The organism is Actinoplanes sp. CA-030573, from assembly GCF_050951115.1.
GTDB lineage: Bacteria > Actinomycetota > Actinomycetes > Mycobacteriales > Micromonosporaceae > Actinoplanes.
The window spans coordinates 2,778,572-2,804,304 of record NZ_CP192038.1; the positions used below are offsets into that span (position 1 = coordinate 2,778,572).

The 25,733-nt window shown below is 73.4% G+C and carries 23 protein-coding genes; 12 read left to right on the forward strand and 11 right to left on the reverse strand.

Going from position 1 to position 25,733, the window contains the following annotated elements:
- Positions 1–11: 11 nt before the first annotated feature.
- The 6 genes from ACQP2F_RS12880 to ACQP2F_RS12905 all read right to left on the reverse strand — a co-directional run bounded on the left by ACQP2F_RS12880 (position 12) and on the right by ACQP2F_RS12905 (position 9,058).
- On the reverse strand, positions 12–746 hold the full coding sequence (locus ACQP2F_RS12880; RefSeq protein ID WP_433303742.1) for an ATP-binding protein: 735 nt from the start codon (positions 744–746) through the stop codon (positions 12–14).
- Positions 747–886: 140 nt separating this feature from the next.
- Entirely contained in the window at positions 887–2,233 is a 1,347-nt protein-coding gene (locus ACQP2F_RS12885) for a M1 family metallopeptidase (protein ID WP_433303744.1), read from the reverse strand.
- Positions 2,230–6,108 (reverse strand): Pls/PosA family non-ribosomal peptide synthetase, encoded by a 3,879-nt coding sequence (locus ACQP2F_RS12890; protein WP_433307466.1) that lies wholly within the window; start codon positions 6,106–6,108, stop codon positions 2,230–2,232. Before ACQP2F_RS12890 ends, ACQP2F_RS12885 begins: the two co-directional genes overlap by 4 nt.
- Before the next feature lie 186 nt (positions 6,109–6,294).
- The gene (locus ACQP2F_RS12895) at positions 6,295–6,972 is read right to left on the reverse strand and encodes a SprT-like domain-containing protein (RefSeq protein ID WP_433303746.1); all 678 of its coding nucleotides are present in this window, start codon (positions 6,970–6,972) and stop codon (positions 6,295–6,297) included.
- Positions 6,973–7,021: 49 nt separating this feature from the next.
- A complete protein-coding gene (locus ACQP2F_RS12900; RefSeq protein ID WP_433303747.1) occupies positions 7,022–8,515 on the reverse strand; it encodes a diguanylate cyclase in 1,494 nt (497 codons plus the stop codon).
- Positions 8,516–8,608: 93 nt separating this feature from the next.
- On the reverse strand, positions 8,609–9,058 hold the full coding sequence (locus tag ACQP2F_RS12905) for a hypothetical protein (protein WP_433303749.1): 450 nt from the start codon (positions 9,056–9,058) through the stop codon (positions 8,609–8,611).
- A 404-nt stretch (positions 9,059–9,462) separates the two neighbouring features.
- Here ACQP2F_RS12905 and ACQP2F_RS12910 point away from each other — a divergent pair, with 404 nt between their 5' ends.
- The 3 genes from ACQP2F_RS12910 to ACQP2F_RS12920 all read left to right on the forward strand — a co-directional run bounded on the left by ACQP2F_RS12910 (position 9,463) and on the right by ACQP2F_RS12920 (position 11,210).
- Positions 9,463–9,624 (forward strand): pentapeptide repeat-containing protein, encoded by a 162-nt coding sequence (locus ACQP2F_RS12910; protein WP_433307468.1) that lies wholly within the window; start codon positions 9,463–9,465, stop codon positions 9,622–9,624.
- 315 nt (positions 9,625–9,939) lie between these two features.
- On the forward strand, positions 9,940–10,548 hold the full coding sequence (locus ACQP2F_RS12915) for a LuxR C-terminal-related transcriptional regulator (RefSeq protein WP_433303751.1): 609 nt from the start codon (positions 9,940–9,942) through the stop codon (positions 10,546–10,548).
- 98 nt (positions 10,549–10,646) lie between these two features.
- Positions 10,647–11,210, forward strand: a complete 564-nt coding sequence (locus ACQP2F_RS12920; protein ID WP_433303753.1) for a hypothetical protein — start codon at positions 10,647–10,649, stop codon at positions 11,208–11,210.
- A gap of 95 nt (positions 11,211–11,305) precedes the next feature.
- On the opposite strand, the gene ACQP2F_RS12925 is transcribed toward ACQP2F_RS12920, so the two are convergent.
- Entirely contained in the window at positions 11,306–12,214 is a 909-nt protein-coding gene (locus ACQP2F_RS12925; protein WP_433303754.1) for a PIG-L family deacetylase, read from the reverse strand.
- Positions 12,215–12,302: 88 nt separating this feature from the next.
- On the opposite strand from ACQP2F_RS12925, the gene ligA reads away from it, so the two are divergent.
- On the forward strand, positions 12,303–14,342 hold the full coding sequence (gene ligA / locus ACQP2F_RS12930; RefSeq protein WP_433303756.1) for an NAD-dependent DNA ligase LigA: 2,040 nt from the start codon (positions 12,303–12,305) through the stop codon (positions 14,340–14,342).
- Between the two features lie 14 nt (positions 14,343–14,356).
- On the opposite strand, the gene ACQP2F_RS12935 is transcribed toward ligA, so the two are convergent.
- A complete protein-coding gene (locus ACQP2F_RS12935) occupies positions 14,357–15,241 on the reverse strand; it encodes an arginase family protein (protein WP_433303758.1) in 885 nt (294 codons plus the stop codon).
- Between the two features lie 111 nt (positions 15,242–15,352).
- Between ACQP2F_RS12935 and ACQP2F_RS12940 the strand changes: the two genes are divergently transcribed.
- The 5 genes from ACQP2F_RS12940 (at position 15,353) to ACQP2F_RS12960 (ending at position 20,868) form a co-directional block, all read left to right on the forward strand.
- Positions 15,353–16,747 (forward strand): polysaccharide deacetylase family protein, encoded by a 1,395-nt coding sequence (locus tag ACQP2F_RS12940; RefSeq protein WP_433303759.1) that lies wholly within the window; start codon positions 15,353–15,355, stop codon positions 16,745–16,747.
- Between the two features lie 71 nt (positions 16,748–16,818).
- Positions 16,819–17,949, forward strand: a complete 1,131-nt coding sequence (locus tag ACQP2F_RS12945) for a hypothetical protein (protein WP_433303761.1) — start codon at positions 16,819–16,821, stop codon at positions 17,947–17,949.
- Positions 17,950–17,977: 28 nt separating this feature from the next.
- Positions 17,978–19,186, forward strand: a complete 1,209-nt coding sequence (locus ACQP2F_RS12950; protein WP_433303763.1) for a hypothetical protein — start codon at positions 17,978–17,980, stop codon at positions 19,184–19,186.
- A gap of 133 nt (positions 19,187–19,319) precedes the next feature.
- On the forward strand, positions 19,320–20,363 hold the full coding sequence (locus ACQP2F_RS12955) for an NAD(P)-dependent alcohol dehydrogenase (protein WP_433307469.1): 1,044 nt from the start codon (positions 19,320–19,322) through the stop codon (positions 20,361–20,363).
- A gap of 58 nt (positions 20,364–20,421) precedes the next feature.
- The gene (locus tag ACQP2F_RS12960; RefSeq protein ID WP_433303765.1) at positions 20,422–20,868 is read left to right on the forward strand and encodes a hypothetical protein; all 447 of its coding nucleotides are present in this window, start codon (positions 20,422–20,424) and stop codon (positions 20,866–20,868) included.
- On the opposite strand, the gene ACQP2F_RS12965 is transcribed toward ACQP2F_RS12960, so the two are convergent.
- Positions 20,850–21,482, reverse strand: coding sequence for a TetR/AcrR family transcriptional regulator (locus ACQP2F_RS12965; RefSeq protein ID WP_433303767.1), 633 nt, complete (start codon positions 21,480–21,482; stop codon positions 20,850–20,852). The genes ACQP2F_RS12960 and ACQP2F_RS12965 overlap by 19 nt on opposite strands.
- A gap of 107 nt (positions 21,483–21,589) precedes the next feature.
- Between ACQP2F_RS12965 and ACQP2F_RS12970 the strand changes: the two genes are divergently transcribed.
- The gene (locus ACQP2F_RS12970; protein WP_433303769.1) at positions 21,590–22,570 is read left to right on the forward strand and encodes an NADPH:quinone oxidoreductase family protein; all 981 of its coding nucleotides are present in this window, start codon (positions 21,590–21,592) and stop codon (positions 22,568–22,570) included.
- Position 22,571: 1 nt separating this feature from the next.
- Here ACQP2F_RS12970 and ACQP2F_RS12975 read toward each other — a convergent pair whose 3' ends face one another.
- Entirely contained in the window at positions 22,572–23,786 is a 1,215-nt protein-coding gene (locus ACQP2F_RS12975; protein WP_433303771.1) for an epoxide hydrolase family protein, read from the reverse strand.
- 133 nt (positions 23,787–23,919) lie between these two features.
- On the opposite strand from ACQP2F_RS12975, the gene ACQP2F_RS12980 reads away from it, so the two are divergent.
- Positions 23,920–24,078, forward strand: a complete 159-nt coding sequence (locus ACQP2F_RS12980; RefSeq protein WP_433303773.1) for a hypothetical protein — start codon at positions 23,920–23,922, stop codon at positions 24,076–24,078.
- 111 nt (positions 24,079–24,189) lie between these two features.
- Positions 24,190–24,558 carry a YciI family protein gene (locus ACQP2F_RS12985; protein WP_433303775.1) on the forward strand — a complete coding sequence of 123 codons (369 nt, stop codon included), beginning with the start codon at positions 24,190–24,192 and terminating at the stop codon, positions 24,556–24,558.
- 14 nt (positions 24,559–24,572) lie between these two features.
- Here the strand turns inward: ACQP2F_RS12985 and ACQP2F_RS12990 are convergent, their stop codons facing one another.
- Positions 24,573–25,640 carry a cellulose binding domain-containing protein gene (locus tag ACQP2F_RS12990; protein WP_433303777.1) on the reverse strand — a complete coding sequence of 356 codons (1,068 nt, stop codon included), beginning with the start codon at positions 25,638–25,640 and terminating at the stop codon, positions 24,573–24,575.
- Between the last annotated feature and the right edge of the window lie 93 nt (positions 25,641–25,733).

The following is a 25,733-nucleotide window of genomic DNA, read 5'->3' on the forward strand; positions in this document are numbered from 1 at the left end:
GGGCGGGTGGGTCAGGACGCGGCCCGGAGCAGGGCCCAGACGATTTTGCCGTCGGGCAGGTCGACGTGGCCGAAGTGGGTGGAAAGGCGCCCGATCAGGTGCAGGCCGCGGCCGCCCGGGGGCATGACCGAGGTCTTCGGCGCGGTGGCGGGCGGGCGGGGCGGGGCGTGGCTGCCGTCGCGCACCGCCACGCGCAGGTAGGTGCCGGTGAAGCTCACGGTGATGTCGTAGTCGGTGCGGGCGTGGCGGATCGCGTTCGCCGCCAGCTCCGAGGCCACCAGCCGGGCCGCCTCGCGCAGGTGGGACAGGCCCCAGGCGTCGCAGGCGTCGCCGACCACGTCGCGGGCGGTCCGCGCGGTGGTGGGCGCGGGCGGGAGGCGCTTCCAGGCCCAGAGCGGCACGTGGGCCTGGGCGGCCAGCGACGCCTGGGCGCGGGTCTCGTAGACGGCCAGGTGCTGCCGGAAGGCGGCCAGACCGCCGCGCACCTGCGGGTTCGGGGCGCACACCAGGAGCGGGACACCCCAGCTCCGCCGCGCGTCGACGGTCGCCGTGGCGAAGACGCTCAGCAGCGACGGCACCGCCTCGCGCAGCCCGGACAGGTCGGCCAGCACCGCCGCCGGGCACTCCGCGGCCGCCTTGCCGGTCGCCTTCCGGACCGGGGGTATCGCGTCGATGGTGAGCGCGCCCTCGAACTCCAGCGTCGTGATGCCGCTGGAGATGTTGCGGTGCGTCGCGATCTCGATCATTTCCCGGTCACCTGGATCGGCGGCGATGCTCGGCGTCCCCGACCACTCCAGCAAACTCCGGGCGCACCGAACCGGCAACCCGGGGCGGCGGCCGTCCCCCGCGCGCGGCGGGCAACTCCGACAAATCGCCGCCGGCTCGGTCAGGCGCCCACGGCCGGGAGGGCGGGCAGCGCCGGCCGGTCGAGCCACGCGGTGAGCAGGTCGTCGACCGGCCCGCGGGCGAAGCGCCGGGCGTGCTCCCGGAACTCGGCGGTGGTCACCGTCCCGTGCCGGTGCTCGGCCACCCACGAGCGCAGCAACGCGAAGAAGGCCGCGTCGCCGATCGTGGTGCGCAGCGCATGCAGGGTCAGCGCGCCCCGCTTGTAGACGATCGGGTCGAACATCCGGTCCACGCCGGGGTCGGCGATGACCACGGTCGCCGGCTGCGTCGCCAGCCGGGCGTGCCACTCGGCGGCGTGGGCACCGGCCGGCGGACCACCGGAGGCGGCGGACCACAACCATTCCGCGTACGTCGCGAATCCCTCGTTGAGCCAGATGTGCCGCCAGTCGGCGACCGTGAGGCTGTTGCCGAACCACTGATGGGCCAGCTCGTGGGCGAACAGCCGTTCATGCGTACGCCGCCCGTCGAGATGGTTGCGCCCGAAGATGGCCATCCCCTGCGCCTCGATCGGGTCGTCCAGGTCGTCGTCGGCCACCACCACGACGTACTCCCGGAACGGATAGGGCCCGAAGAGGTCCGCCATGGTCGTCATGATCTCGCCCTGGCGCCCGAAGTCGTGGGCGAACACCGGCAGCAGCCGGGGCGGCACCGCGGCGCGCTGGGTCACCTCGCCCGCGGCCAGGTCCACCAGCTCGTAGCGGCCGACCTGGACGCTCATCAGGTACGGCGAGGTGGGCTCGTTGCGCTCGTAGACCCAGGTCCGCGCGCCCGCGCCCCGGCGGCGGGAGACCAGGTCGCCGGTGACCACCACCGTGTACGGCATCGGGGCGGTCAACGTGACCAGGAAGGTCGCCTTGTCGGCGGGCCGGTCGTTGCACGGGAACCAGGACGGCGCCCCGTTCGGCTGGCTCGCCACCAGGGCGCCGTCGGTCAGCTCGTCCCACCCGATGTCGCCCCACCGTCCCGAGATCGGCGACGGCGTCCCGGCGTACCGGATCTCGATCTTGAAGGTGGCGCCGTAGGCGATCGGCCGCTCCGGCTTGATCCGAAGCTTGCCGCCCCGGTGGGTGAAGGTGGCGCGCCGGCCGTCCACCCGCACGTCGTGGACCCGGAAGCGGCCCAGATCGAGGCTGAACCGGGAGAGCGACTGGACGGCCCGCGCGGTGATGACCGCCTTGCCGGCCAGCCGGTTGGTGATCACCCGGTAGTCGAGGTTCAGGTCGTAGTGCAGGACGCGGTACCCGCCGTTGCCGCCGGCCGGCAGGTAAGGGTCGGTCGAGTGGTCCGCCCCGGGCGTGGCGCCGAGCGGTCCCCCGCTAGGGGTCATCTGCCGCGACCCAAGCCTGGTCCTTCGGACGGCGGAGCCCAGTTCGCGATCGGGTTGCCCAGCCACCTGCTGTCCGCGGGCACCGCGTCGCCCCGCGTGATCAGCGAGCCGGGGCCCACCGTCGTCCGCGCGCCGATGCTCGCGCCGGGCAGCACGATGCCGTGCGGGCCGAGCGTCGCGCCCGCGCCCAGGGTCACCTCGTCCATGCTCATGATCCGATCATGGAACAGGTGGGTCTGCACCACGCAACCCCGGTTGACGGTGGCGCCCGGCCCGAGGCGCACGAGGTCGTACTCCGGCAGCCAGAAGGTCTCCAGCCACGCGCCCCGGCCGATCTTCGCGCCCAGCGTCCGCAGCCACATGCTCAGCAGGGGAGTGCCGGTCGCGAAGCGGAACAGCCACGGCGCGGCGAGCACCTCGACGAACGTGTCGGCGAGCTCGTTGCGCCACACGAACGACGTCCACAGCGCGTGGTCGGTGACCCGGAACCGGCCGACCAGCAGCCATTTCGCGGCGGCCGCGGTGAGGGCGGCGGCGAGCGCGGCGGCCAGCGTCACCGGGCCGGCGGCGAGCGCGGCCACCCCGCCGCCGGCGACCTCCCAGATCCGCGCGAGCGTGGCGAGGACGAGGACGGCCAGCGCCGCGCCGAGCATCACCGGGACGATCCGGCACAGCTCGATCGCGGCCCGGGCCAGCTTGAGCCGCAGCGGCGGGTGGTAGGTGCGGCTGGTGTCGGCGGCCTCGACCGTGCGGCGCAGCGGCATCGGCGGCGCGCCCAGCCAGGAGGAGCCCTTCTTCGCCTTGCGCGGCGCCGACGAGAGCACCCCGACCAGGCCCCGCTTGGGCACCGAGCGGCCGGGCGCGGCCATCCCCGAGTTGCCGAGGAACGCCTGCTTGCCGATCCGGGCCGGGGCCACCCGCAGCCAGCCGTGGCTCAGCTCGTAGGTCGCGACCATGGTGTCGTCGGCCAGGAACGCGCCGTCGTCGACGGTGGTCATGGCCGGCAGCGCGAGCACGGTGGAGGCCTCGACGTCGCGGCCGACCTTGGCGCCGAGCAGTCGCAGCCACACCGGCGTGAACAGGCTGGCGTACATCGGGAACAGCGCGAACCGGGCCATCCCCATCAGCCGCTCGGTGGTCCAGACCTGCCACGCGACCCGTCCGCGGACGGGATGGAAGCCCTCGCGCACCCCGAGCCCGAGCAGACGGACCAGAACCAGGACGATCAGCGCGTACGTCAGGAAGTACGCCACCGCCGCCGCGGGCACCATGAGCAGCGAGTCGGCGACGGCCGGCCGGGCCAGCAGCACCAGGGCCGGCAGCACCGCGGCGACCGGCAGCAGGGTCAGCAGCTGGGCGGTCACGCTGTAGCCGGCCACCCAGATCCGGGCCCGGCGCTCGGGGCGCTGCGCCGGCCAGGCGGCCGCACCCTTGGCCGCGGGCGCCGCCGGCGAGCCGGCCCAGCGCCGGTTGGCCGGCACCGCCCCGGTCACGGTCGAGCCGGCGGCGATGCTCGCGCCCTTGCCGATCCGGGCGCCGGGCATGAGCGTGCTGCGGGCGCCGACCCGGCTGCCCGCGCCGACGCGCACCTTGCCGATCCGCACGATATCGCCGTCGACCCAGTGGCCGGAGAGGTCGACCTCGGGCTCGATCGCCGCGCCCCGGCCGAGCTTGAGCAGGCCGGTGACCGGGGGCGCCGAGTGCAGGTCGACGTCGGGGCCGATGGTCGCGCCGAGCGCCTTCGCGTACGTGATCATCCAGCCCGCCCCGGCGACACCGGTCGCGCCGGTCAGGTCGGCCAGCCGCTCGGCCGCCCACAACCGCAGGTGCACGCCGCCGCCGCGGGGGTAGTCGCCCGGGCGTACGCCGCGCAGCAGCAGTCGCGCCCCGGCCGCCGCCACCGCGATCCGGCCCGGCGGGCTGAACAGCACCAGCCATCCGGCCGCGATCCACCACCAGGACACCTGCGGCGCCCACGGCACGACCAGGTTGCCCAACGTGGCCAGGACGGTGAGCCAGCGCAGCCCGACCAGCGCGAGCATCGGCAGCATCAGCAGGCCCTGCAGCAGCCCGGCCCGGCGGGGAGTGGGCCGGACCTCGCGGCGGACCGTCTCGGTCGCGTCCAGGGCCTCCAGCGCCGCCGCCATCTGCGACAGCCGCGGGTTCTGGTAGACGCCGGCCACCGACACCTGCGGGTGCCGCTGCCGGATCCAGGCGACCAGCTGGGCCGCGTTGAGACTGCTGCCACCGCTGGAGAAGAAATCGGCGTCGGCGTCCTTCGGGCGTACGCCCAGAATCCGCTCCCAGCCGCCGGCGAGCCACTCCTGCGTCGCCGTCAGCTCGGTGTTCCCGTCGCCGCCGGAGGCAAGCGGCCACGGCAACGCCGCGCGGTCGACCTTTCCGGAGGTACGCGTCGGCAGCGACGCCACCTCGGCCAGCAGCGGGACCAGCGCGGCCGGCAGCTGGTCGCGGATGCGCCGGGCCGCGGCGGCGGCGTCGAAGCCCTCGCGCGGCACCACGTAGCCGACCAGCAGCTGGTTCCCGGCCGCGGTCCGCTTCACCGCGGCGGCCGCGCCGGCGACATCGGGCAGCGCCTGCAGCGCGGCGTCGACCTCGCCCAGCTCGATCCGGCGGCCGCCCAGCTTCACCTGCTCGTCGCCGCGGCCGAGGAACAGCAGTCCCTCGGGCTCGGCGCGGACGATGTCGCCGCTGCGGTACGCCCGCTCCCAGCCCAGCGCGGTCAGCGGCGCGAACTTCTGCGCGTCCTTCCCGGCGTCCAGGTACCGGGCCAGGCCGACGCCGCCGATGACCAGCTCGCCGGCCTCGCCCATCGTGACCGGGACGCCGGCCGGGTCGACCACCGCCAGCTCCCAGCCGGCCAGCGGCAGCCCGATGCGCACCGGGCCCTCGCCGGTCATCCGGGCGGCGCAGGCGACCACGGTCGCCTCGGTCGGCCCGTACGTGTTCCAGACCTCGCGCCCCTCGACGGCCAGCCGTTCGGCCAGCTCGGGCGGGCACGCCTCGCCGCCGAAGATCAGCAGGCGGACGTCGTCGAGGGCCTCGACCGGCCACAGCGCGGCCAAAGTCGGCACCGTGGACACGACGGTGATCCGCTGCTCGACCAGCCACGGGCCGAGGTCGACGCCGCTGCGCACCAGCGAGCGGGCGGCCGGCACCAGGCAGGCGCCGTGCCGCCAGGCCAGCCACATCTCCTCGCAGGACGCGTCGAAGGCCACCGACAGCCCGGCCAGGACGCGGTCGTGCGGGCCGAGGCGGCCGAGCCCGTCGTCGGCCAGGAACAGCTGGGCCTCGGCGTCGACGAACGCGGCCGCGGCGCCGTGGGTGACGGCCACGCCCTTCGGGGTGCCGGTCGAGCCCGAGGTGAAGATGATCCACGCGTCGTCGCCCGGCTCGGGCCGGCCCGGTCGCCCGCCGGGGGTGCCGCGCAGGGTCACGGCCAGCCCGTCGCCGATCACCGCGGCCACGCCGGCTTCGCCGAAGACCAGCTCGGCGCGCTCCTCGGGGTCGTCGGCGTCCACCGGCACGTACGCCGCGCCGGCCGCCAGGACACCGAGGATCGCCAGGTAGAGGTCGGCCGTACCGGAGGAGACCCGGACGCCGACCCGGTCGCCGACGCCGACGCCCAGCCCGGCCAGCCGGGAGCGCAGCGCCTCGATGCCGTCGGCCAGCTCGCGATAGGTCAGCTTGGTGCCGCCGGTGTCGAGGGCGCGGCTCGCCGGATGGGCCCGCACGGTCGCGTCCAGGACGTCGAGCAGGGTGCGGCGCAGCGGGGCGGAGGGGGAGAGGTACAGCGCCGGCGCCGCCGGCGCCTCGGCAATCGTGGAGATCTCGATCAGTCGCGGATCCGTCGTCACGGTCACCGGGCGTGCACCATCCCTACCTCGGGGTCAACGTCGGCCGGCGCGCGACACGCGGCCGCCCGGGGCAGCGTTCAAAGATACGGGAGAGTTACGGAGGATGACGGTTCGATGTCGGATTCGTGTCCACAGACACACCCGGTCGTGCGTCACAGCCACCGTGACCGGCGCAACTTGCGGAGCCTACGGGGGTGGAACGCGCTGGGCGGCGGTGAAGGCCACGCTCAGCAGACCGGCCGAGGTCTGCACCTGGTAGCGGCTGCGTCCCCGCTTGACGACGGTGCCGGCCAGTCCCGCGTAGCGGCCGGCGCCGGTCAGCCGGACCCGCTCGCCCACCTGCAGCGGAACCGTCACGGACCGGCCGCTTCGGATTCGTGCCAGCTCCGCTTCGTAGCGGGGGTCCATGGCCGCCGGCTCGCCGTGATGCGACCAGGTGTAGATGGCCGACGGGTCGAAGCCGCCGGCGCAGACGCGGCAGGACTTGACCCGGACCGGCCGCCGGTGCGCGGTGGTGCGGTGACCGGCCGGGCACACGCCCACCCACGGCCCCTCCACGCTGGGCGCGTCGGCCGGCATGCAGCGCGAGCCGGAGCAGCCGATGCGCCGCGCGATCGTCCGCCAGACCCGGTCGTGGCCGTGCCGGGGCCCGGCCAGCGCGTGGGCGATCTCGTGCAGCACCGTCTCGGTGACCTGGGCGGCCTCGTAGAGCTCGACCAGCGGCCGGGACAGCCCGATCTCCTTGCGGTCGAAGCGGCAGACGCCGGCCCGGGTCTTGGCGTTGTCGAAGACCAGCCGCCACCCGGTCAGCCCGTGCCGGTCCATCAGCCCGGCGGCGAGACGCCGCGCTTCCGTCAGATCCAACCCCGCCGCTCCCCGTGAATCGCACCGACGGGCAATCCTGCCACTTCTCTCAGGCCGCGGGCTCGAGCGCGACCGTGGCGGCGGAGACGACCTGGTTGCGGCCGGCGTTCTTGGCGGCGTAGAGGGCGCGGTCGGCGGTGAGCACCAGCGAGCTCGCGTCGACGCCGGCCGCGGGCAGGAAGGCGACGCCGATCGACACCGTGACCTGGTGCAACCGGGACCCGGTCACCGCGATCGGCGCGGCGGCGATCCCCCGGCGTACCCGCTCGGCGATCTCGCACGCCTGCCCGGCGTCCGCGCCGGGCAGCAGGATCGCGAACTCCTCCCCGCCGTAGCGGGCGACCAGATCACCCGGGCGCACGAGCCGCGCCACGCGGTGGGCGACCTCGACGAGAACGCGGTCACCCCCGTCGTGGCCGTACGTGTCGTTGACCTTCTTGAAGAAGTCGATGTCGAGCAGCAGCATCCCGACCGGGTGCCCGGAGCGGGTCGCCCGGTTGGTCTCGTTGTGCAAAGCCTGCTCGAAGAAGCGGCGGCTGCGCAGTCCGGTCAGCCCGTCGGTGATCGCGGCCTTGCGCTGGGCGTGCACGAGGCCGGCCATGCGGGCCAGCACCAGCAGGAACAGCAGGTTGCAGATGCACGAGGCGAGCAGGACGTGCGGGTCCGCGTGCCGCAGGACCTGCAGGATGGTGCTGGTCGGCGCCACGATCGCGGCGGTCGCCAGCAGCGCGAGCCGGCCGACCGTCGCGTCCGGGGTCACGGTCGCCGAACGCTCGGCCATCTTGGGCACGGCCGGGTGCAGGATGCCGGCCGCGAGCAGGAAGCCGGCGCCCATCCACAACGCGTCGAGGAAGTTGCCGGGCCGGTAGGTGCCGTCGAGCGACTGGACGCTGTACACGGTGTCGGCGAAGAGGGTCATCAGGAGGTACGCGGCGAGGAAGCGCAGCGGAGCGGGCCGGGGCCCGGTGCCGAGCAGCAGCCGGGCGCCGACCGTGATCAGCATCAGGTCGCCGACCGGGTACGCGACCGAGACCAGGTTGGTGAGGTTGCCGGCGGTGACGTCGATCGTCGGCAGGATGATGAACTCGAGGGTGAGGTAACCGGCGCTTACGGCCACGATGGCGGCGTCGATCGCGCTGGCGGCGTCCCACTCCGGCGTGCGCTTGCGGATCAGGGCGAGGATGCCGCCGGCCATCAGCGGGTACGCGGCCAGGTAGCCCACGTCGGCGACGCTCGGGTAGGCGACGGTGTCCTGGACCAGGGCGAGAACGTAGAAGACCACGTCGGCGGCGGCACCGGCCAGCGCCGACGCGCCGAGGAGCAGCAGCATGAGGCGCAGGTGCGGGTAGCGGCGGGCGCACACCAGGCAGGTGATCGCGAGCGTGGCGTTGGCGCTGACGTACAGGCCGACCTGCACCGCCGACCAGGAGTCGCCGAGGTGCAGCAGGAAGTAGTAGAGCGCGATGATCACCGGGGCCGCGACGAGGCACGCCTGCCAGGCGGGCAGACGTCGGACCCGGGTCGCCGATCCTGCGAGAAGCATCCGACCACCCTCGCGCCCGCCGGGTGCACGCCGATGCAGATCGAGTTGCGGACCGGTTGCACCGGTGTCAGCCTCGGACGAATGGGTAGTCATCTATCGATGGGTGACGATTCGGCCGGCGGGAGGTGAACGGTGGCGGCAGCGGCAGCGCGGCATGTGGGCCGCCTCCTGCTCCTGATCGGCCTGGCGCTGGCCGCGTATCTCGCGCTGTGCGCGTGGGACCACGCCGCCCGGGCCGACTCCGGCCTCGGGCCGGCGGTCACCGATCCGCAGGCGACGGTCGAGAAGGTAGCCGCCGCCGGCGCCGCGCCGGGCCGCGCGGTCCCGAAGGTTGCCGCGACCCACGTCACGCACCCGAAGGTCGCTCCCGCCCGCCTCACCCACCCGAAGGTCGCTCCCGCCCGCCTCACCCACCCGAAGGTTGCTCCCGCCCGCGTCGCCCCCCGGAAGGTTGTCGCTGCTCGTCTCGCCCACGCGAAAGTTGTCGCTGGTCGCGTCGCGCACCCGAAGGTCGTCCCTGCCCGCGTTGCGCACGCTGTCCACGTCTCGCCGGTGAAGGTCTCCACTTCCGTCACCGTGCGGAAGGCGGTCGACCGTCAGCTCGCGACCGCGCGCGCGAAGGCGCCCCAGCTGCCGTTCCGCCACCCGAAGGCGCCCCACCTGCCGGTTCGGCACCCGATGACGGTCAGGCTGCCGGGTCTACCCGGTCTCGGGTCGGTCACCCTTCCTGGCGTTGCCGGCTCGGTGTCGGCTTCACTGCCCAGCGTCCCTGGTCCGGCGCCCGCCGTCTCCGATTACCTTCCGGCTCAACCCGGCGCTCTCCGCGGGATCGCATCGAGCGCCCTGCCGAGCCGTGTCACATCCGTCCCTCGGAGCGCTCCGATAAGCGCGGGAACGGGTCTCACTCGGAACGTCTTCACCACGGCCGGGGCGGGCACCGTTCCGGGCTGGGCGGGCAGTGCCGGGCCGGCCACGTCCGAGCCGGCTTCACTCAAGCGGCTGTCCACCGAGCCGATCTCCACCGAGCCGACCTCCACCGAGCCGACCTCCACCGAGCCGATCTCCACCGAGCCGATCTCCCCTGGGCCCGCCCCGCCACGCCCCGGTGATCATTCGTTCGACGCCGCTCATCTTCGTGACTCCGGCGGCGGTGCGTCGTCCCCGACGGGAGATGTCCCGTCGTCCTGGCGACCGGAAATCTCGCCCGTCGGGCTCCTATTCACCATAAATGCGGAAATAACCGGGCGAAGCGTCCGGTATTCCGGTCCTCCCAGCTGATCACGCGGTCCCGGTAACCCGGGCCGGCGCCGGTGAATCCACCCGGTGCCGCGCCGTGCCGGCCTCCGCGTCCGGCCCCTCCGCGGCCGAAGCCACGCCGACGCCGGCATCCCACCGCGAAGCTTTGATCTGGCTGGGAGGCCATCGTGATCCGCATTCTGCTCGCCGAACCCATGAACCTGCTCCGCGGCGCCCTCGCCGCGACCTTGTCACTGGAAGAGGACTTCTCCGTCGTCGCCGAGCTGGGGAGCCTCGACCAGGCCCTGGCCATGGCCCGGGCCGTGCCGCCGGACGTTGCCGTGATCAACGTCGGGCTGCTGGCCGGGGACGGGCTGAGCGTGGTCGACCGGCTCGGCGCGGAACAGCGTGGCTGCGCCACGCTGCTGCTGGCCGGGCCGGACGCCTGCGGGCAGCTCAACCGCGCCCTCGACGTGCATGTGCGCGGCGTGCTCGGCACCCAGGCCGCGCCGTGCGAGCTGGTGCGCGCGATCCGGCGGCTGGCCCGGGGCGAGCGCGTCATCGACGCCGGCCTGGCCGTCGCCATGGTCAGCGCGCCGCGCAGCCCGCTGTCGGAGCGGGAGCTGGACGTGCTGAGCGTCGCCGCGTCGGGGGTGCCGTCCGCCGAGGTCGCCGCCAAGCTGCACCTGACCGCCGGCACGGTGCGCAACTACATGTCGGTGATCCTGCGCAAGACCGGCACCCGGAACCGGCTCGAGGCGGTCCGGGTCGCCGAGCACGCGGGCTGGCTCGCGTGACTTTTGTCAGCCGCACCGATGACGGCGCTCACTGTGGTGAGCCCTGGCCGGCATCGAGGCTTGTCAGTGAACACCGAACCCCATCCGCAGGAGGAACGATGACTCACCGGCAACGGCTCTCGATGATCGTCCTGACCGTGGTCGCGGCGTTGGGACTGGCCACCGTCGGCGCCAACCCGGCCGGCGCCGCCCCCAGCACCCCGGCGGCCGCGCCGGCCGCCGCGGCGATCCCCAGCGCCCCGGTCACCGGGACGTTCACGGACGCCACCGGCGGCACCGGCTCGTTCGCGGGCAACTTCACTCCCTCGAGGTTCTCCGCACAGAACGGGAAGCTGGTGGCCACCGGCACGCTGACCGGCACGCTCACCGACTCGGCCGGCAACGCCGTCGGCACGGTCACCAAGACCGTCAGCGCGCCCGCGGCCGTCGCGCAGGCGACGTGCAGGATCCTGGACCTCACGCTCGGCCCGCTGCACCTGGATCTGCTCGGCCTCGTGGTGGACCTGAACCAGGTGCACCTGACGATCACCGCGGTGCCCGGCGCCGGCAACCTGCTCGGCAACTTGCTGTGCGCGATCGCCGGCCTGCTCGACGGCACCCCCGCGGCCGGTGCGCTGGCGGCACTGCTGAACGCCCTGCTGGCCCTGCTCGGACAGCTCTGACCGGTTGCTCCGGCGCTGCTCTTCCGGCGCCCGTCTGCGCGCGGCCGCATCCCCGCCAGGGTGCGGCCGCGCCCTCGTGCGTGGTCGAGGGGCGGTCAGAGCCCGTCGAGGTTCGGCGGGGCGGTGATCTGGTACGTGCGGGCGAACCAGGGCGCGTACAGCCGGTTGGCCCGGCACGCGGCGCTCGTCCGGCACACGCTCGGGTCGCGCGCGGCGTACGTCAGGAAGAAGCGCAACTTGGCCACCGCGGCCGGCTCCGCCTGGTTGGCCGGCCGTTTGCTCACCGGATACCCGCGGAAGCCGGCCACCGCGTGCGGGACCGTGTACTGCTCCTGCGCCTCGTACGTGTAGAACGCCGTGTTCAGGTGGTCGGCGTGGTCGCCGTCGCCGTACCGGCCGGAGTAGTCGAGCGTGCGGATCACCGACGGGCGGATCAGCGTCATCAGGTCGAGCAGGGCCGCCCGCAGCGAGGCGCCGGTGTAGGTGGCGGAGCCGTCGATCGCGTGGATCGTGGTGGCGGCGCCCGAGCGCAGCCGGCCGAGGCACTCGTAGTGGTGCACCGGGTAGCCGTGCGGGCTGCCGGCCGGCAACCGCATGAACAGCAGTCGCAGGTTGTGGCCGGCCAGCGTGCGGGCGCGGATCCGGTGACCGCCGACGACCATGACCGACGAGCGCCAGGAGTCCGCGGCGCCGGCCATCGCCGCGTACGCCGCCATCGCCCCGGCCTCGCGGCCGCGCCAGTACCGCGCCGATCGGCCCGCGTCGCCGGCGGTCACGAAGACGACCGTCACGCAGCGGCCGGCGGTGATGTCGGCGTACGTGACGGGATTGATGAACAGCAGGTCGTCGTCCTGGTGGGCGACCACGCTCATCGTCGTGCCGGCGGTGGTGCACACCGCCGACCCCGCGGCCTTGCTCGTCGGACCGGCGCCGGCGAGACCCATCACGACGGCGGCGGGAACGAGGGCGGCCGCCGTGAGAAGCCGATTGCGGAAGCCGTCCAATGTGGTCCTTCCCCCGAAGCACCGGATCTTGTCGGGGAGAGGCTAGCGACCGGGCGCAAATGTCGTACCCGGGCCGTAGGTTGTCGGCATGAGCGAGACCGTCCGCACCGAAGCCGACTTCGCCGCCGCCGTCGACCGGGCGCAGGCCGCCGCCAAGTCGTACTACGACACCGGCGAGGTGCTGATGACCGACGCCGACTACGACGCGCTGCTCGATCGCATCGCCGCGGCGAGGACGGCCCATCCCGAGTGGGACGACCGCGGCCTCACCACCCGGGTCGCGGCCGGGGTGTCCGGCGGCGGCGACGTGCGGCACCCGGTGCCGATGATGTCGCTCGGCAAGGTCACCGGGGAGGACGAGGTGCGCGCCTTCGTGGCCGGCCTCGGCGGCGATCCCTGTCTGGTCGAGGTCAAGCTCGACGGGCTGGCGATCCGGGTGGAGTACGAGGCGGGTCGTCTCACCCTCGCCGCGCTGCGTGGCGACGGGAGTACGGGGGAGAACGTCACGGCTCAGGTGCTGCGCGGCATCGCGGGCCTGCCCGCCCGGCTCGCCACCGGGTGGACCGGCGAGGTGCGCGGCGAGGTCTACATGACCGTCGGCGACTTCGAGACGGCCTCCGCCAACCGGGTGGCGGCCGGCGGCAAGCCCTTCATCAACTCCCGGGGCGCGGTGGCCGGGTCGATCCGCAGTGTGGACCGCACCTACGAGACGCCGATGACCTTCTCGGCGTACGACATCTCCGGCGATTTCTCGTCCCACCGGGAGCGGATGGCCCGCGCCGCCGAGCTCGGTTTCCCGGTCGCCGGCCGGCTCGCCACCGGCGAGGTACAGGTCGCCGCCGACGCCGAGGCCGCGCTCGCCGCCATCGCCGCGATCGGCGAGTTGCGCCGCGGCCTCGAGTTCCCGATCGACGGCGCGGTGCTCACCGCCGACCTGGAGTCGACGCGCCGGCGGCTCGGCTCCGGCAGCCGCACCCCGCACTGGGCGGCCGCGTTCAAATATCCGGCCGACACCGGGTCCACGGTGCTGCGCGACATCGAGGTGCGGGTCGGGCGCACCGGGCGCATCTCGCTGCGGGCCGTGCTCGATCCGGTCTTCGTCGACGGCACCACGATCACCTACGCGACGCTGCACAACCCCAAGTTCGTCCAGGAGCAGGGTCTGGCCATCGGGCAGACCGTCGCGGTCTGGCGGGCCGGCGACGTCATCCCGCGGGTCACCGCGCCGATCGGCGAGCAGCCGCACGGCCTCACCCCGTGGACGCCGCCGGAGACCTGCCCGCAGTGCGGCGAGCCGTGGGACAAGTCGAGCCTGCTCTGGCGCTGCCACACCGCCTCGTGCAGCGCGACCAACGCGCTCGAGTACTGGTGCAGCCGCGAGGCCATGGACGTCGAGGGCGCGGGTGAGGCGCTCTGCGTCGCCCTGATCAACGCCGGCCTCGCGAACGACGTCGCCGACCTCTACACGCTGACCGAGGAGCAGCTGGCCGAGCTGCCGGTCGGCAACACGAAGGCCGGCGGCGTCGTGCTGCTCGGCAAGCTCAACGCGGCCAAGGTCATCGCCTCGCTCGAGAAGAGCAAGAGCCAGCCGTTCAACCGGGTCATCACCGGGCTCGGCATCCGGATGACCGGCCGCAGCGTGGGCCGCTGGCTGGCCGCCCGCTTCAAGACCATGGACGCGCTGCGGGCCGCCACCGTCGAGGAGATCGCCGAGATCGACAAGATGGGCCTGATCAAGGCGCAGCACGTGGTGGACGGCCTCGCCGCCATGTCCGGCGTGATCGACCGGCTGGTCGCCGCCGGCGTCACGATGAGCGTGCCCGAGACCGCGGGCGGCAAGCCGCTCGACGGCAGGACCTACGTGGTGAGCGGAAGCGTGCCGGGCTACACGCGCACGACCGTGAGCGAGCGCATCGAGGAGCTGGGCGGCCGGGCCAGCGGCAGCGTCTCGGCGACCACCACGGCGCTGGTCACCTCCGAGACGACCACGGCGAAGGCCAAGAAGGCGGCGCAGCTCGGCGTCCCCATCATCGACCCGGCCGAGTTCGCGGACCTGCTCGCGTCGGCCCGGGCCGAGCCGTCCGACTTAACGGACGAATCCGATCAGCGCGGGGTGGGGGAGTCGTAGGAACCGCGGCGGGTTCAGAGCAGCTGGTCGAGCAGGGCGACCAGTCTCGCCGCCAGGTGGCCGCCGGGGTCGAGGTCGGGGCGGAAGTCGGCGACGCTGATGCCGAGCAGGCTCGGGGCCGCCGCGAGCGGGGTCAGCACGGCCGCGAGCTGGTCGAAGTCGGGGCCGCCGGGCTGCGGGTAGGTCACCGCCGGCATGCTCGACGGGTCGAGGACGTCGACGTCGAGGTGCAGCCACATCGGCACCCCGGCGCGGGACGCCCAGGCCGCCGCCGTGTCGCCGGCGTCGTGCGGGTCGGCGATCACCGCGGGGGCGTCGATGGTCAGCACCGCGGCCGGCACCCGGGCCAGCTCGGCCGCCGCCGCGTCGTCGAGGCCGGCCGTGCGATGGCCGATCAGCGCGACGTGGCGCGGGTCGACCATCGGCGCCGCGCCGGCCAGGCCGGTCAGGGCGGCCGGGCCGCTGCCGGTGAGCAGGGCCAGATCGAGGTCGGCGGTCTCGCCGGTCTCCGAGGCGTGCGGGTCGAGGCAGTCGGGGTGGCCGTCGGCCATCCACAGTCCCACGGTGCCGAAGGCGCGGCGGAGGTGGGCGAAGACGCCGAGAAGCAGGCTGCAGTCGCCGCCGACGACCAGCGGGCGCAGTCCGGTGTGCTCGCGCATGCCCGCATCGAGCGAGCCCGCCAGCGCCTGCGCCGCGGCGATGGTGTCGGCCAGCGCCAGGACCCCGGTCTCCTCGTCCCGCCGGCGATCGGCGATCCGGGTCGCCGCGTCACCGAGGTCGGCGCCGACGCGATCGCGCAGGTCCGCCGCTCGCAGCGCGGCCGGCGCTCCGGCCTCGCCCCGGTCCGAGCCGGAGCAGTCCCAGGGAGCGCCGAGAAGGAACCACTCGGAGGCGGCCACCAGCCGAGAATACGGCCGCGCGGGCATTCCCTCACCTTCCGTCATGTGACAGCTCCGCGGTGGGCCGCCTTCACTGAAGGCATAGCGGAACATCAAGACGCTGGAGGCAGCATGGCTCCGATCAGTCGACGTACCGCCCTCACCGCCGGCGCCGGCGCGGTGGCCGGCCTCTCCCTGGCCACCGCGATTCCCGGGCGGGCCGAGGCGCTTCTGGCCGGCGACCCCACCGGCGCCTTCGCGAGCGCGGATCCCATCAACCCGCGGGTGGTCACCCACGTCACCTCGATGCAGGCGGGACATGGCTGGGTGGCGGCGAACACCAGCGCCGCGAATCTCAACGACACCACGACGTACGCCCTGGGCAGTCAGTCCGCCTCGATCACCACCCGGGTCGACGGCGTCGCCTCGACGCTGACCAGGACGGGTCTGTCGCTCAACATCGCCGGCACCAAGCAGCTGCGCGTGCTGATCCGGGTGGACGGCGTCGACTATCTGCAAGGGCTGAATGTGTACGTGTCGTCGGATGCGATGGCGGCCAACTTCGGGATCATCTACATCCAGTCGGAAACGCCCGATCCCTCCGTACGGTGGCTGAAGGACGGCGAGTGGAAGTGGGTGACCCTGCCCTGGCAGTCGGCGATCGTCACCGGCAGCCCGAACCTCGCCGCCGTCGACTCGTTGCGGATCCGGGCCACCTCCGCCAGCGGCGCCACCTGCCAGGTGCGGCTGCAGGCCGTGCAGGTGATCGAGCGCAAACCGGCCGCCGCGGGCGGGATCGTGTGCTTCACCTATGACGACTCGTACGCCTCCCAGTACACGATCGCCAAGCGGGACCTCGACCGGTACGGCTGGCCGGCCACCGCGTACACGATCGTCTCCAACGTGCAGGCCGGCGACGGCGGCAACGCCACCTACCTGACCACGGCCCAGCTGCAGCAGATGCGGCGGTGGTCGGGCTGGGAGATCGGCCCGCACGCGATGACGGCCACCGCGCACAACCGGGGGTTCGCGGCCGCCACCAACGCCGCGACCGGCGTCGCGTACGGCAGCAATCCCCTTTCGCCGGCCGAGCTGGACACCGACATCGCCGACACCGTGCGGTGGCTGATCGGCAACGACCTGGCCGACGGCTTCCTGGGGCACTGCTATCCGCAGGGGCGCTACAACACGGCGGTGCAGCGGCAGATGGCGCGCGCCGGGCTGGCCTACGCCCGCGCGATGACCAGCACGGCCACCAGCGCCGAGACGATGCCGCCGGCCGACCCGTACGCGATCCGCTGTTACACCTTGGACAACACCAGCGCCCTGTCCACCCTGCAGGCCCGGGTCGACGGCGTCGCCAACCACGGTGGCCTGCTCGTCTTCTGCTGCCACGACATCGTCACGAGCCCGGCCACCTCCACCCAGTTCTCGATCGCCAGCCACGGCGCACTCGTCGACTACGTGGCCGGCAAAGCGGGCGTCCGGGTCATGACCCTGGCTGACGCGCTGCGGTCCGGCACATAGCGTTTCAGCGCCGCATCAGACCCCTTTCAGAGCTCGATGGCATCGTCCGGCCATCGAACTGAGGGGGAAGCGTGAGAAAGGCACTCATGGCCACCGCCGGCTCGGCGGTGGCCCTCGGCGTGGTGTTCGCGACCGGCGGTCCGGCATGGGCGGCCACCGCGACCCAGCTACCGGTGACGTCGACCGGCTTCTTCGGCGGGTTCCTCGGCGTGGACGCCGTCTCGCCGTCCGACGGGTGGGCCGTCGGCGGCGACGGCAACGGGATGATCCAGCGCTTCAACGGTACGAGATGGAACGTGTTCGCGAGCCCCGACCTGCTCGGCGGCGGCGCGAACAGCTGGGCCGACCTGAGCGGCGTCGACGCGACGTCGGCCGGGTCGGCGGTGGCCGTCGGCAACACGACGGCGGCCGGTGGTGGGGGCAAGGCGGCCGTCGCCCTGCGCTGGAACGGCACGGCCTGGAGCCGACAGCCGGTGCCGACGCCGGCCGGAACCGACACCGAGCTCTCCGCGGTCAAGGCGTTCTCGCCGGCCGACGCCTGGGCGGTCGGACAGACGGCCGCCACCGGGTCGACCTTCCGCAAGACGCTGGCGATGCACTACAACGGCACGTCCTGGAGCGCCGTCCCGACCCCGAGCGCGGGCACCCGCACCAACTTCCTGACCGCGGTCGACGGCGTCTCGACCCGGGACGTCTGGGCCGTCGGGTACTCGCTGAACCTGCCGTACGGCAACAAGATCCGGCAGTCGCAGATCCTGCACTGGGACGGCACGGCGTGGACCCAGGTCGCCAGCCCCAACAACGGCAGCACCTTCCTGTACGACGTGGCGGCGCTCTCGGCGACGGACGCGTGGGCGGTCGGCGTCGGCACCGGCGGGTCAGCCCTCGTCGTACGGTGGAACGGCACCTCGTGGCACACCGTCGCGGCCCCGCCGCTGGTGAACCTCGGTGGCGTGACCGCCCGGTCGGCCACCGACGTCTGGGTGACCGGGGCCGCCGCCGACGACGCGAACAAGCCCGCGCTCGCCCACTGGAACGGGTCCGCATGGACCGTCACCCCGGTGGCCGTGACCGGCGGCGTCGGCATTCCCACGCTCGGCGCGATCACGACCGCCGACGCCACCACCGAATGGGCGGTGGGCAGCCAGTGGGACGGCACCACCGGGCAGTCGTCCGCGATCGCCTTCCGCGTCGTGGGCTGAGGTCCGAGGCATGAGGGAGAACAAGATCATGAAAACATCCATCGGGCGGCGCCTCGGCGTGGTGCTTCCGGCGATCGGCGCCGCCCTCGTCCTGTCGGCCGGCAGCGCTCTCGCCGCGCCGGCCTGGGTCTCGACACCGACGCCGGACCAGGTGCCGGACGGTGTCCCGTTCAACAACGTGTTCAACGCCGTCACCGCCCGGACCAGCACCGACGCCTGGGCGGTCGGCGCCTTCGAGCGGGCCAACGACGACGACGGCTCGGCCATCCTGGCCGAGCACTGGGACGGCAAGGCGTGGACAGCGCTGCCCACGCCCAACATCTTCCGGTTCAACGAAGTGCTCCGGGCCGTGTCCGCGTCGGCCGCCAACGATGTCTGGGCGGTCGGTTCCGGCAACATGCCGGGCTTCGCGCACACCGACCCGATCTCGGCCCACTACGACGGCCAGGCGTGGAGCCTGGTGCCGGTGCCGGCCACCACCGGCGGGTCGAAGTCGATCCTCTTCGGCGTCGCCAACCTCGGCGGCGGCAACGTCTGGGCGGTCGGCCGCAGCGAGGCCAACCGGGCCCTGATCGAGCACTGGAACGGGTCGGCCTGGACGATCGTCCCGGCGCCGGTGCCGGCCGTGCCGTCCGGCAACACGTTCGTCGGCACCACGCTGAACGGGATCTCGGCGCGGTCCGCGAACGACATCTGGGCGGTCGGCTACACCCAGGGCGCGCAGGGCACGAACTCCAACAAGTTCACGCTGACCATGCACTACAACGGCTCGGCGTGGTCGGTCGTGCCCAGCCCGAACCCGGCGGTTCCGACCCCGGCCGGGACCACGCAGGTGCTCAGCAGCGTGGTGTCGATCTCCGCCGGCGACGCGTGGGCGGTCGGCGGCACCAGCGACATCGCCGGCTTTCAGCCGGCCCGGCCGATCGCGATGCACTGGAACGGCACCCGCTGGTCGGTGACGACGCTGCCGGACATCGGCAACGGCGGGATCGCGTCGGTCACCGCCAACTCGTCGACGAGCGTCTGGGCGGCCGGCGGCCCCGGTGACCCCGGGACCGTGCTGCACTGGAACGGCACGGCGTGGGCGCAGGACACCACCGTGCCGACCGGCCCGGCCGGCTCGACCACGCTGCGCGGCATCGCGGCCGTGCCCGGGTCGGCCACCGAGGTCTGGGCGGTCGGCAACAGCGTCGGCGCCGACGGGAACAACCGAGCGTTCGCGATGCATCGCTCCTGACCGGCACCGTCACCGCGGTCCGGCCCACCTCCCCCGGGGTGAGCCGGACCGCACCCGGCCGACTCCCGGCCCCGGGGCCGGACGCATGTGATGTCCTGGAGGAGCACGTCATCCCCAGCTTCCGGAGGGCATCATCCTTACCGTCAACGCCATCGCCGCGACCTCGGCCACCGACCCGCTCGTACGCACCACGATCGAGCGGCGCGACCTGGGCCCGCGCGATGTTCTCATCGAGATCCGCTACGCCGGCATCTGTCACTCCGACATCCACACCGTGCGCGGCGAGTGGGGCACGGTGCCCTACCCGCTGACCGTCGGGCACGAGATCGTCGGCCGGGTCGCCGAGGTGGGCGCCGAGGTCGGCAAGCACGCGGTCGGCGACCGGGTCGGCGTCGGCTGCATGGTCAACTCGTGCCGCGAGTGCGAGAACTGCCGGTCCGGGCAGGAGCAGTACTGCCTCGGGGGCAACACCGGCACCTACGCCTCGGTCGACCGCGACGGCACCATCACGCAGGGTGGCTACTCGACCCACGTCGTCGTCGACGAGGACTTCGTGCTGCGGGTTCCGGAGACGATCCCGTACGCGTCGGCCGCGCCTCTGCTGTGCGCGGGCATCACCACGTACTCGCCGCTCTCGCATTGGAATGCCGGACCGGGCAAGAAGGTCGCCGTCGTCGGCCTGGGCGGTCTCGGCCACATGGCCGTCAAGATCGCCGCCGCGATGGGCGCTGAGGTCACCGTGCTCTCGCAGACCCTCGGCAAGAAGGACGACGGTCTCGCCTTCGGCGCCGAGCACTACTACGCCACCAGCGACCCGGCGACGTTCGAGACCCTGGCGAACGCCTTCGACCTGATCATCAACACGGTCAGCGCCCCCATCGACATGGCCGCCTACCTGCGCCTGCTGCGCCTGGACGGCACCCTGGTCAGCGTCGGCGCGCCGCCGCAGCCCCTGCCGGTGCCGGTGTTCGCCCTGTTCGGCAACCGCCGCTCGTTCGCCGGGTCCAGCATCGGCGGCATCGCCGAGACCCAGGAGATGCTCGACTTCTGCGCCGAGCGCGGCATCGCGCCCGAGGTGGAGGTCATCGACGCCGCCGCGGTGAACGACGCGTACGAGCGCGTGCTCAGCTCCGACGTGCGGTACCGGTTCGTGATCGACATCGACAGCCTGCGCTGACGTCCGGCCGCGCGGGGCCCGCACCCGGGCCTCGCGCGGCATCGACGATGATGAACCGGTGAGCCGGAAGTTCCAGGAGAAGGCGTTCGCGGTGGCGGCCGCGCATCTGTCGCCCGGTGAGGCACCGCGGGTGGCGGCCCGCGCGATGGCCGGGGCGCTCGACGCCGGCCGGCTCGGCACCGCCGTGACCCGCGGCGTCGTGCCCGGCGTCTCCGGGGCCGTCGCCGACGTGGTCCTCGCCACCACCGGCAAGCAGGTCGTCGTGGTCACCGACCGGCGCGTGCTGTTCCTGTCGCAGACCTTCTGGGGTGGCGCCGGCGACCGGCTGCTCGGCAGCGTCCGGCGCGAGCTGGTGTCGCTGGCCGAGGCGAAGTTCGGCGCGGTCAGCGTGCTGCGGCTGGCCTTCGGGCCCGGCGGCGGCGTCTCGCTGACGTTCCCGCGCATCGACCGGAGCAGCGCCGAGGCGCTCGCGGCCGAGCTGCGCGGTCACTCCGCCCCGCGGTAGGCGGCGGTGGTCGCCGTCAGCGCCTCCCAGGCCGCCATCGCGCACGAGATGACCGCCTCGAGGTCGTCGCGGGAGGCGCCGTCGCGGGCCTGGATCGAGAGCCCCTGCATCACGGTCGTGTAGTAGCGGGCGACCGGCTCCACGCCGGCCGGCGGCAGGGTCAGGTCACCGTCGGCCACGCCCCGCGCGATGCGCTCCCGGATGCTCGCGTACTGGTCGCGGCGGCGATCGGCGAGGAACTCCCGGACCGCGTGGTTCTCCACCGCCCCGGTCGGCGCAGCCAGGATCAGCATGCAGTAGTGCGGCGTGTCCGGTCGGGTGATCTCGTCGGCGGTGGCGCGCAGCATGGCGTGGATCGCGGCCCGGGCCGTCGGCTGCTCGCGCAGGGCGCGGCGGGGCGGCTCGCCCGAGGTCGTCCCGTAGAGGGCCATGACCTGCCGGAAGAGGTTCTCCTTGCTGCCGAAGCAGGCGTAGATGCTGGCCGAGGCGATGCCCGTGGCCTGGGCCAGGTCGTTGAGCGACGTCCCCTCGTAGCCGCGCTCCCAGAACAGGTCGAGTGCGGTGCGCAGTGCCACGCCGGGGTCGAACGTGCGCGGCCGGCCGCGAGTAGCCATCGGGTGGTCTCCGTATTTGTTGGTCGATCGTTCAAGTTTACCTTGACCGGCCGTACCTGCCGTGCCACGGTTTGTTGGTCGATCGACAAACAAACAGAGGAGACCCCATGCGCGCCCTGCGGCAGACCTCGTTCGACGGCCCGGCCGGCCTGCGCCTGATCACCGACGCGCCGGAACCGGCCGCCGGACCGGGCGAGGTCCTGATCCGGGTCACCGCGGCCGGCGTCAACTTCGTCGACATCTCGCAGTCGCGGGGCACGTTCACAGGCGGGCCGCAACCGCCGTACCTCGCCGGCATCGAGGGCGCGGGCGAGGTCGTCGCCGTGGGCGAGGGAGTGACGGGCATCCGGCCCGGCGCCCACGTCATCGGGGCCGCGATCGGCGGCGGCGCGTTCGCCGAGCGCATGGTGCTCCCGGCGGCCGCCGCCGTCCCGGTTCCGGCGGGCTGGGCCGACGAACAGGCGCTCGGCCTCGTCGTGAGCTGGCCGACGGCGCTCGCCGCGCTGCGGACGCTGGGCGGTCTCGCCGCCGGGCAGACGGTGCTCATCCACGCCGCGGCCGGCGGAACCGGGCAGGTCGCGGTGCGGATGGCCAAGCACTACGGCGCGACCGTGATCGCCGCCGCCTCGTCGGAGAAGCACGAGGTGGTACGCGCGCTGGGCGCCGACCACGTCCTCGACTCGCGCCGGGCCGATCTGGCCGAGGGCGTCCGGCGGCTGACCGGTGGCGCCGGCGTCGACCTCGTCCTCGAGTCGGCCGGCGGCGGCACCCTCGGCGCGAGCCTGGCGGCGGCCAAGCGGGTCACCGGCCGGGTGGTCGTCTTCGGTCTGTCCGGCGGCGAGGCGGCGATCACCAACGCGGATCTGGTCTACCGGCACCAGGTGCACGTCATCGGCCTGAACATCGGCATCCTGATCCAGGCCGCGCCGCAGCTCTTCGGCGCGGTTACGGGCGAGCTTCTCGGCCTGATCGGGGCGGGCGTGATCGGCCCCGGCGAGCCCGTCCGGCACGAGCTCGCCGACGGGCCGAAGGCGCTCGCCGCGCTGGAGTCGCGGACCACGGTGGGCCGGCTGGCGCTGCTGCCGTGATTCAGGCCGGTGACTGCTGCAGGGGACGGAAGGCGGCCCGCAGCTCGGCGGCGAACAGCTCCGGCTCCTCCCACGCCGCGAAGTGACCGCCCCGCTCCGCCTCGCCGAAGTAGGTCAGCGTGGGATAGGCCCGCTCGGCCCAGCTGCGCGGCGTCCGCCAGATCTCGCCAGGGAACGCGCTGAACCCGACCGGCACCCGCGGATCGGGGAGCGGCTTGCCGCCGGCGGTGGGCGCGTCCGGCCCGTACGCCTCCCAGTACGAGCGGGCCGCCGACGTGCCGGTGCCGGTCAGCCAGTAGGCGGTGATGTTGTCGAGGATGTGGTCCCGGGTGAGGTTGCCCGAGGGCTCGCCGTCGACGAACGCACGGGCGATCTTGTAGTACGCGTCGGTGTCGTGATCGATCATCCAGGCGGCCAGCGCGACCGGGGAGTCCAGCAACGCGTACCCGATGGTCTGCGGCCGCGTCGCCATCTCGACGAAGTAGCCGTTCCCGCTGGTCTGGAAGGTCTTGATCGCGGCCAGCGCGGCCCGTTCGCCGTCACCGCCGGCCGGCAGCGCCGCCGGGTCGTTGAGCGCCGGCACCAGCAGGTTGGTGTGGATGCCGGCGAGCCCGTCCGGGCCCAGCCGCCCGATCGCGTCGGTGACGCCGGCGCCGACGTCGCCGCCCTGGGCGACATAGCGGTCATATCCCAGGCGGCGCATCAGCTCGGCCCACGCCTTGGCGGTACGCACCAGATCCCACCCGGTCTCGGCCGGCTCGCCCGAGAAGCCGTAGCCGGGCAGCGAGGGCAGCACCAGGTGGAACGCGTCCCCGGCCGAGCCGCCGTGCGCGGTGGGGTCGGTGAGCGGGCCGACCGCGTCGAGCATCTCGATGACCGAGCCCGGCCAGCCGTGCGTCATGATCAGCGGCAGCGCGTCCTCGTGCGCCGACCGCACGTGCACGAAGTGGATGTCCACGCCGTCGATCTCGGTGGTGAACTGCGGCAGCGCGTTGAGCCGGGTGGCGACCCGCTGCCCGTCGTACTCGGTCGCCCAGTATTGGTGCAGCGCCCGTAACGTGGCCAGCTGCACCCCTTGCGAACGGTCGCCGACGATCTCCCGGGTCGGCCAGCGGGTGGCCGCCAGCCGGCGCCGCAGATCGTCGAGCGCGTCCTTGGGGATCTCCACCGTGAACGGCCGGATGCCGCTGCCGGCCTGCTGATCGAGCGTGGTCATGTCGGGCTCTGCCTCTCTGGCGAACCGGGCTTCCAGGACACCCCCAGCCTGGCCGGGGCCGGCCGCGGCTCGCGCCCGTGAGACCCCCTGGTCGTCACCCCGGGGCCTTGCCCGCGGCTGCTTGGATGGGGTGATGGATTCGTGGGAAGCAATCCTGCTCGTCATCGCCACGATCGGGTCGGTCGCGGCCGCGGCCGGCGCCTGGGTGCAGGAGCGGCGCGGCACGGCCCTGCAGCTCGCCAAGCAGGCGGTGGACCGCATCGCCGCCGCCCGGGGCATCGGCGGGCGATGACGCCGCTGCCGCCGGCGGAAATCCGTCCCGGAGGTGTCCGATCCGGGGTATCCCGCTCGTAGAACGGGTGAGAGGCGGCCGCGCGGGCCGCCGGGACACAGGGAGTCCGGGATGACGCGATACTTGATCTCGTTCGACGACGGCGCGATGGACCACATCCCCGACGAGGACTTCGCCGAGGTGGGCAAGGCCGCGCACGCGGTCGTGCAGGAGGCCGTCGACGCCGGCGTGTTCGTGCTCGGCGCCGGCCTCCAGCGCCAGCGGGCGAGCGTCGTCGCCACCGACGGGATGGTCACCGATGGCCGGTTCCCGGAGACCAAGGAGGTCATCGGCGGGTTCACGATCGTCGACGTGGCCACCCGCGAGGAGGCGCTGGAGTGGGCGGCCAAGACCGCCGTCGCCTGCCGCTGCGCGCAGGAGGTGCGCGAGCTCATGCCCGACCCGGAGACCGACGCGATGCTGCGCCGCGCCGGCCGGTGATCCCGATCCGGGACTCAGGCGGTGACGGAGACCGTCACCGACCAGGGAACCTGCGGTGAGGGGCACGGCGTGGGCGCGTGGTTGCACGCGGCGTCGGTCACCGTCGAGACCGTGACCGAGCCGGCCGCCGCGGCCGCGTAACGGGCCACCAGCGGCTGGTCGGTGGGGTATCCGCCGGTGCTGTCGCGGGGCACCAGCACGCCCGTCGCGGATAGCTTCGGCGGCACGTAGTTGCTGGCCAGGCTGACCACGAGCACGTCGCCCACGTGCAGGCTCACCGTGCGCTGGTTGTCGGCGGCCGTCACGGTGACGGTCTGCCCGTCGGCGGCGACGACGGTGACGTGCACGGTCCACAGCCTGACCGGCACGGTGCACGGGGGCGTGGTGTGCAAGCAGGCGTAGTCGGAACGCGTGGTGACGTCGGCCGTGCCGGGCGTGGTCGCGCGGTAGAGGGCGGCGAGCGGTTGCCCGGTCGGGTAGCCGCCGCTCGCCGACAGCGCCGTGAGGGCGGCGCCGCTGGTCGTCGGCGGCAGGTACTCGGCGCCCAGGGACACGCCGAGCGTCTGCCCGGCGATCAGGGTGACGGTCTTCTGGCTGTCGGCCTCGGTGACGGTGACGTCCGCACCGCCGGGCGGCGGCGAGCTGGTCGGTGCCGAAGCGCCGTTGTCGCAGGTGAATACGGGGACCGGGCCGACGCCGGCCAGCTGCATGCCGAAGCTGGCCGACGCGCCCGGCGCCAGGGTCCCGTTGTACGAGGTGTTCGTCGCGGTCGTCGTGCCGCCCGAGGTGCGCACGACGGCGTTCCAGGCCGAGGCGACCCGCCGGCCGTCGCCGAGGGTCGTGACCGCGGTCCACTTGGTCGTGGTCGCCCGCGAGATGTTGACGACCTGGACGCTGACGATCTGGCCGCCGCTGGTCCCGCTGCCCCACTGCGACTCGATCCGCGCGGTGGCGGTGCACCCGGTTGCCGCCGGCGTCACCACCGGCACGCTGCCGGCGGCGGGCGGCGACATCACGAGAGCGGCGAGCACGGCCGTCCCGCCGAGCATCGCGCTCAAGGACACGATCGATTGCCTGGACAACGCCATGACGATGCGCCTTCCCCCGGTGCAGGCCCTTCTCCGTGCAGCGAACATCTCACGCGTATGGATGGACGTCAATGCCATCCCGCGTCG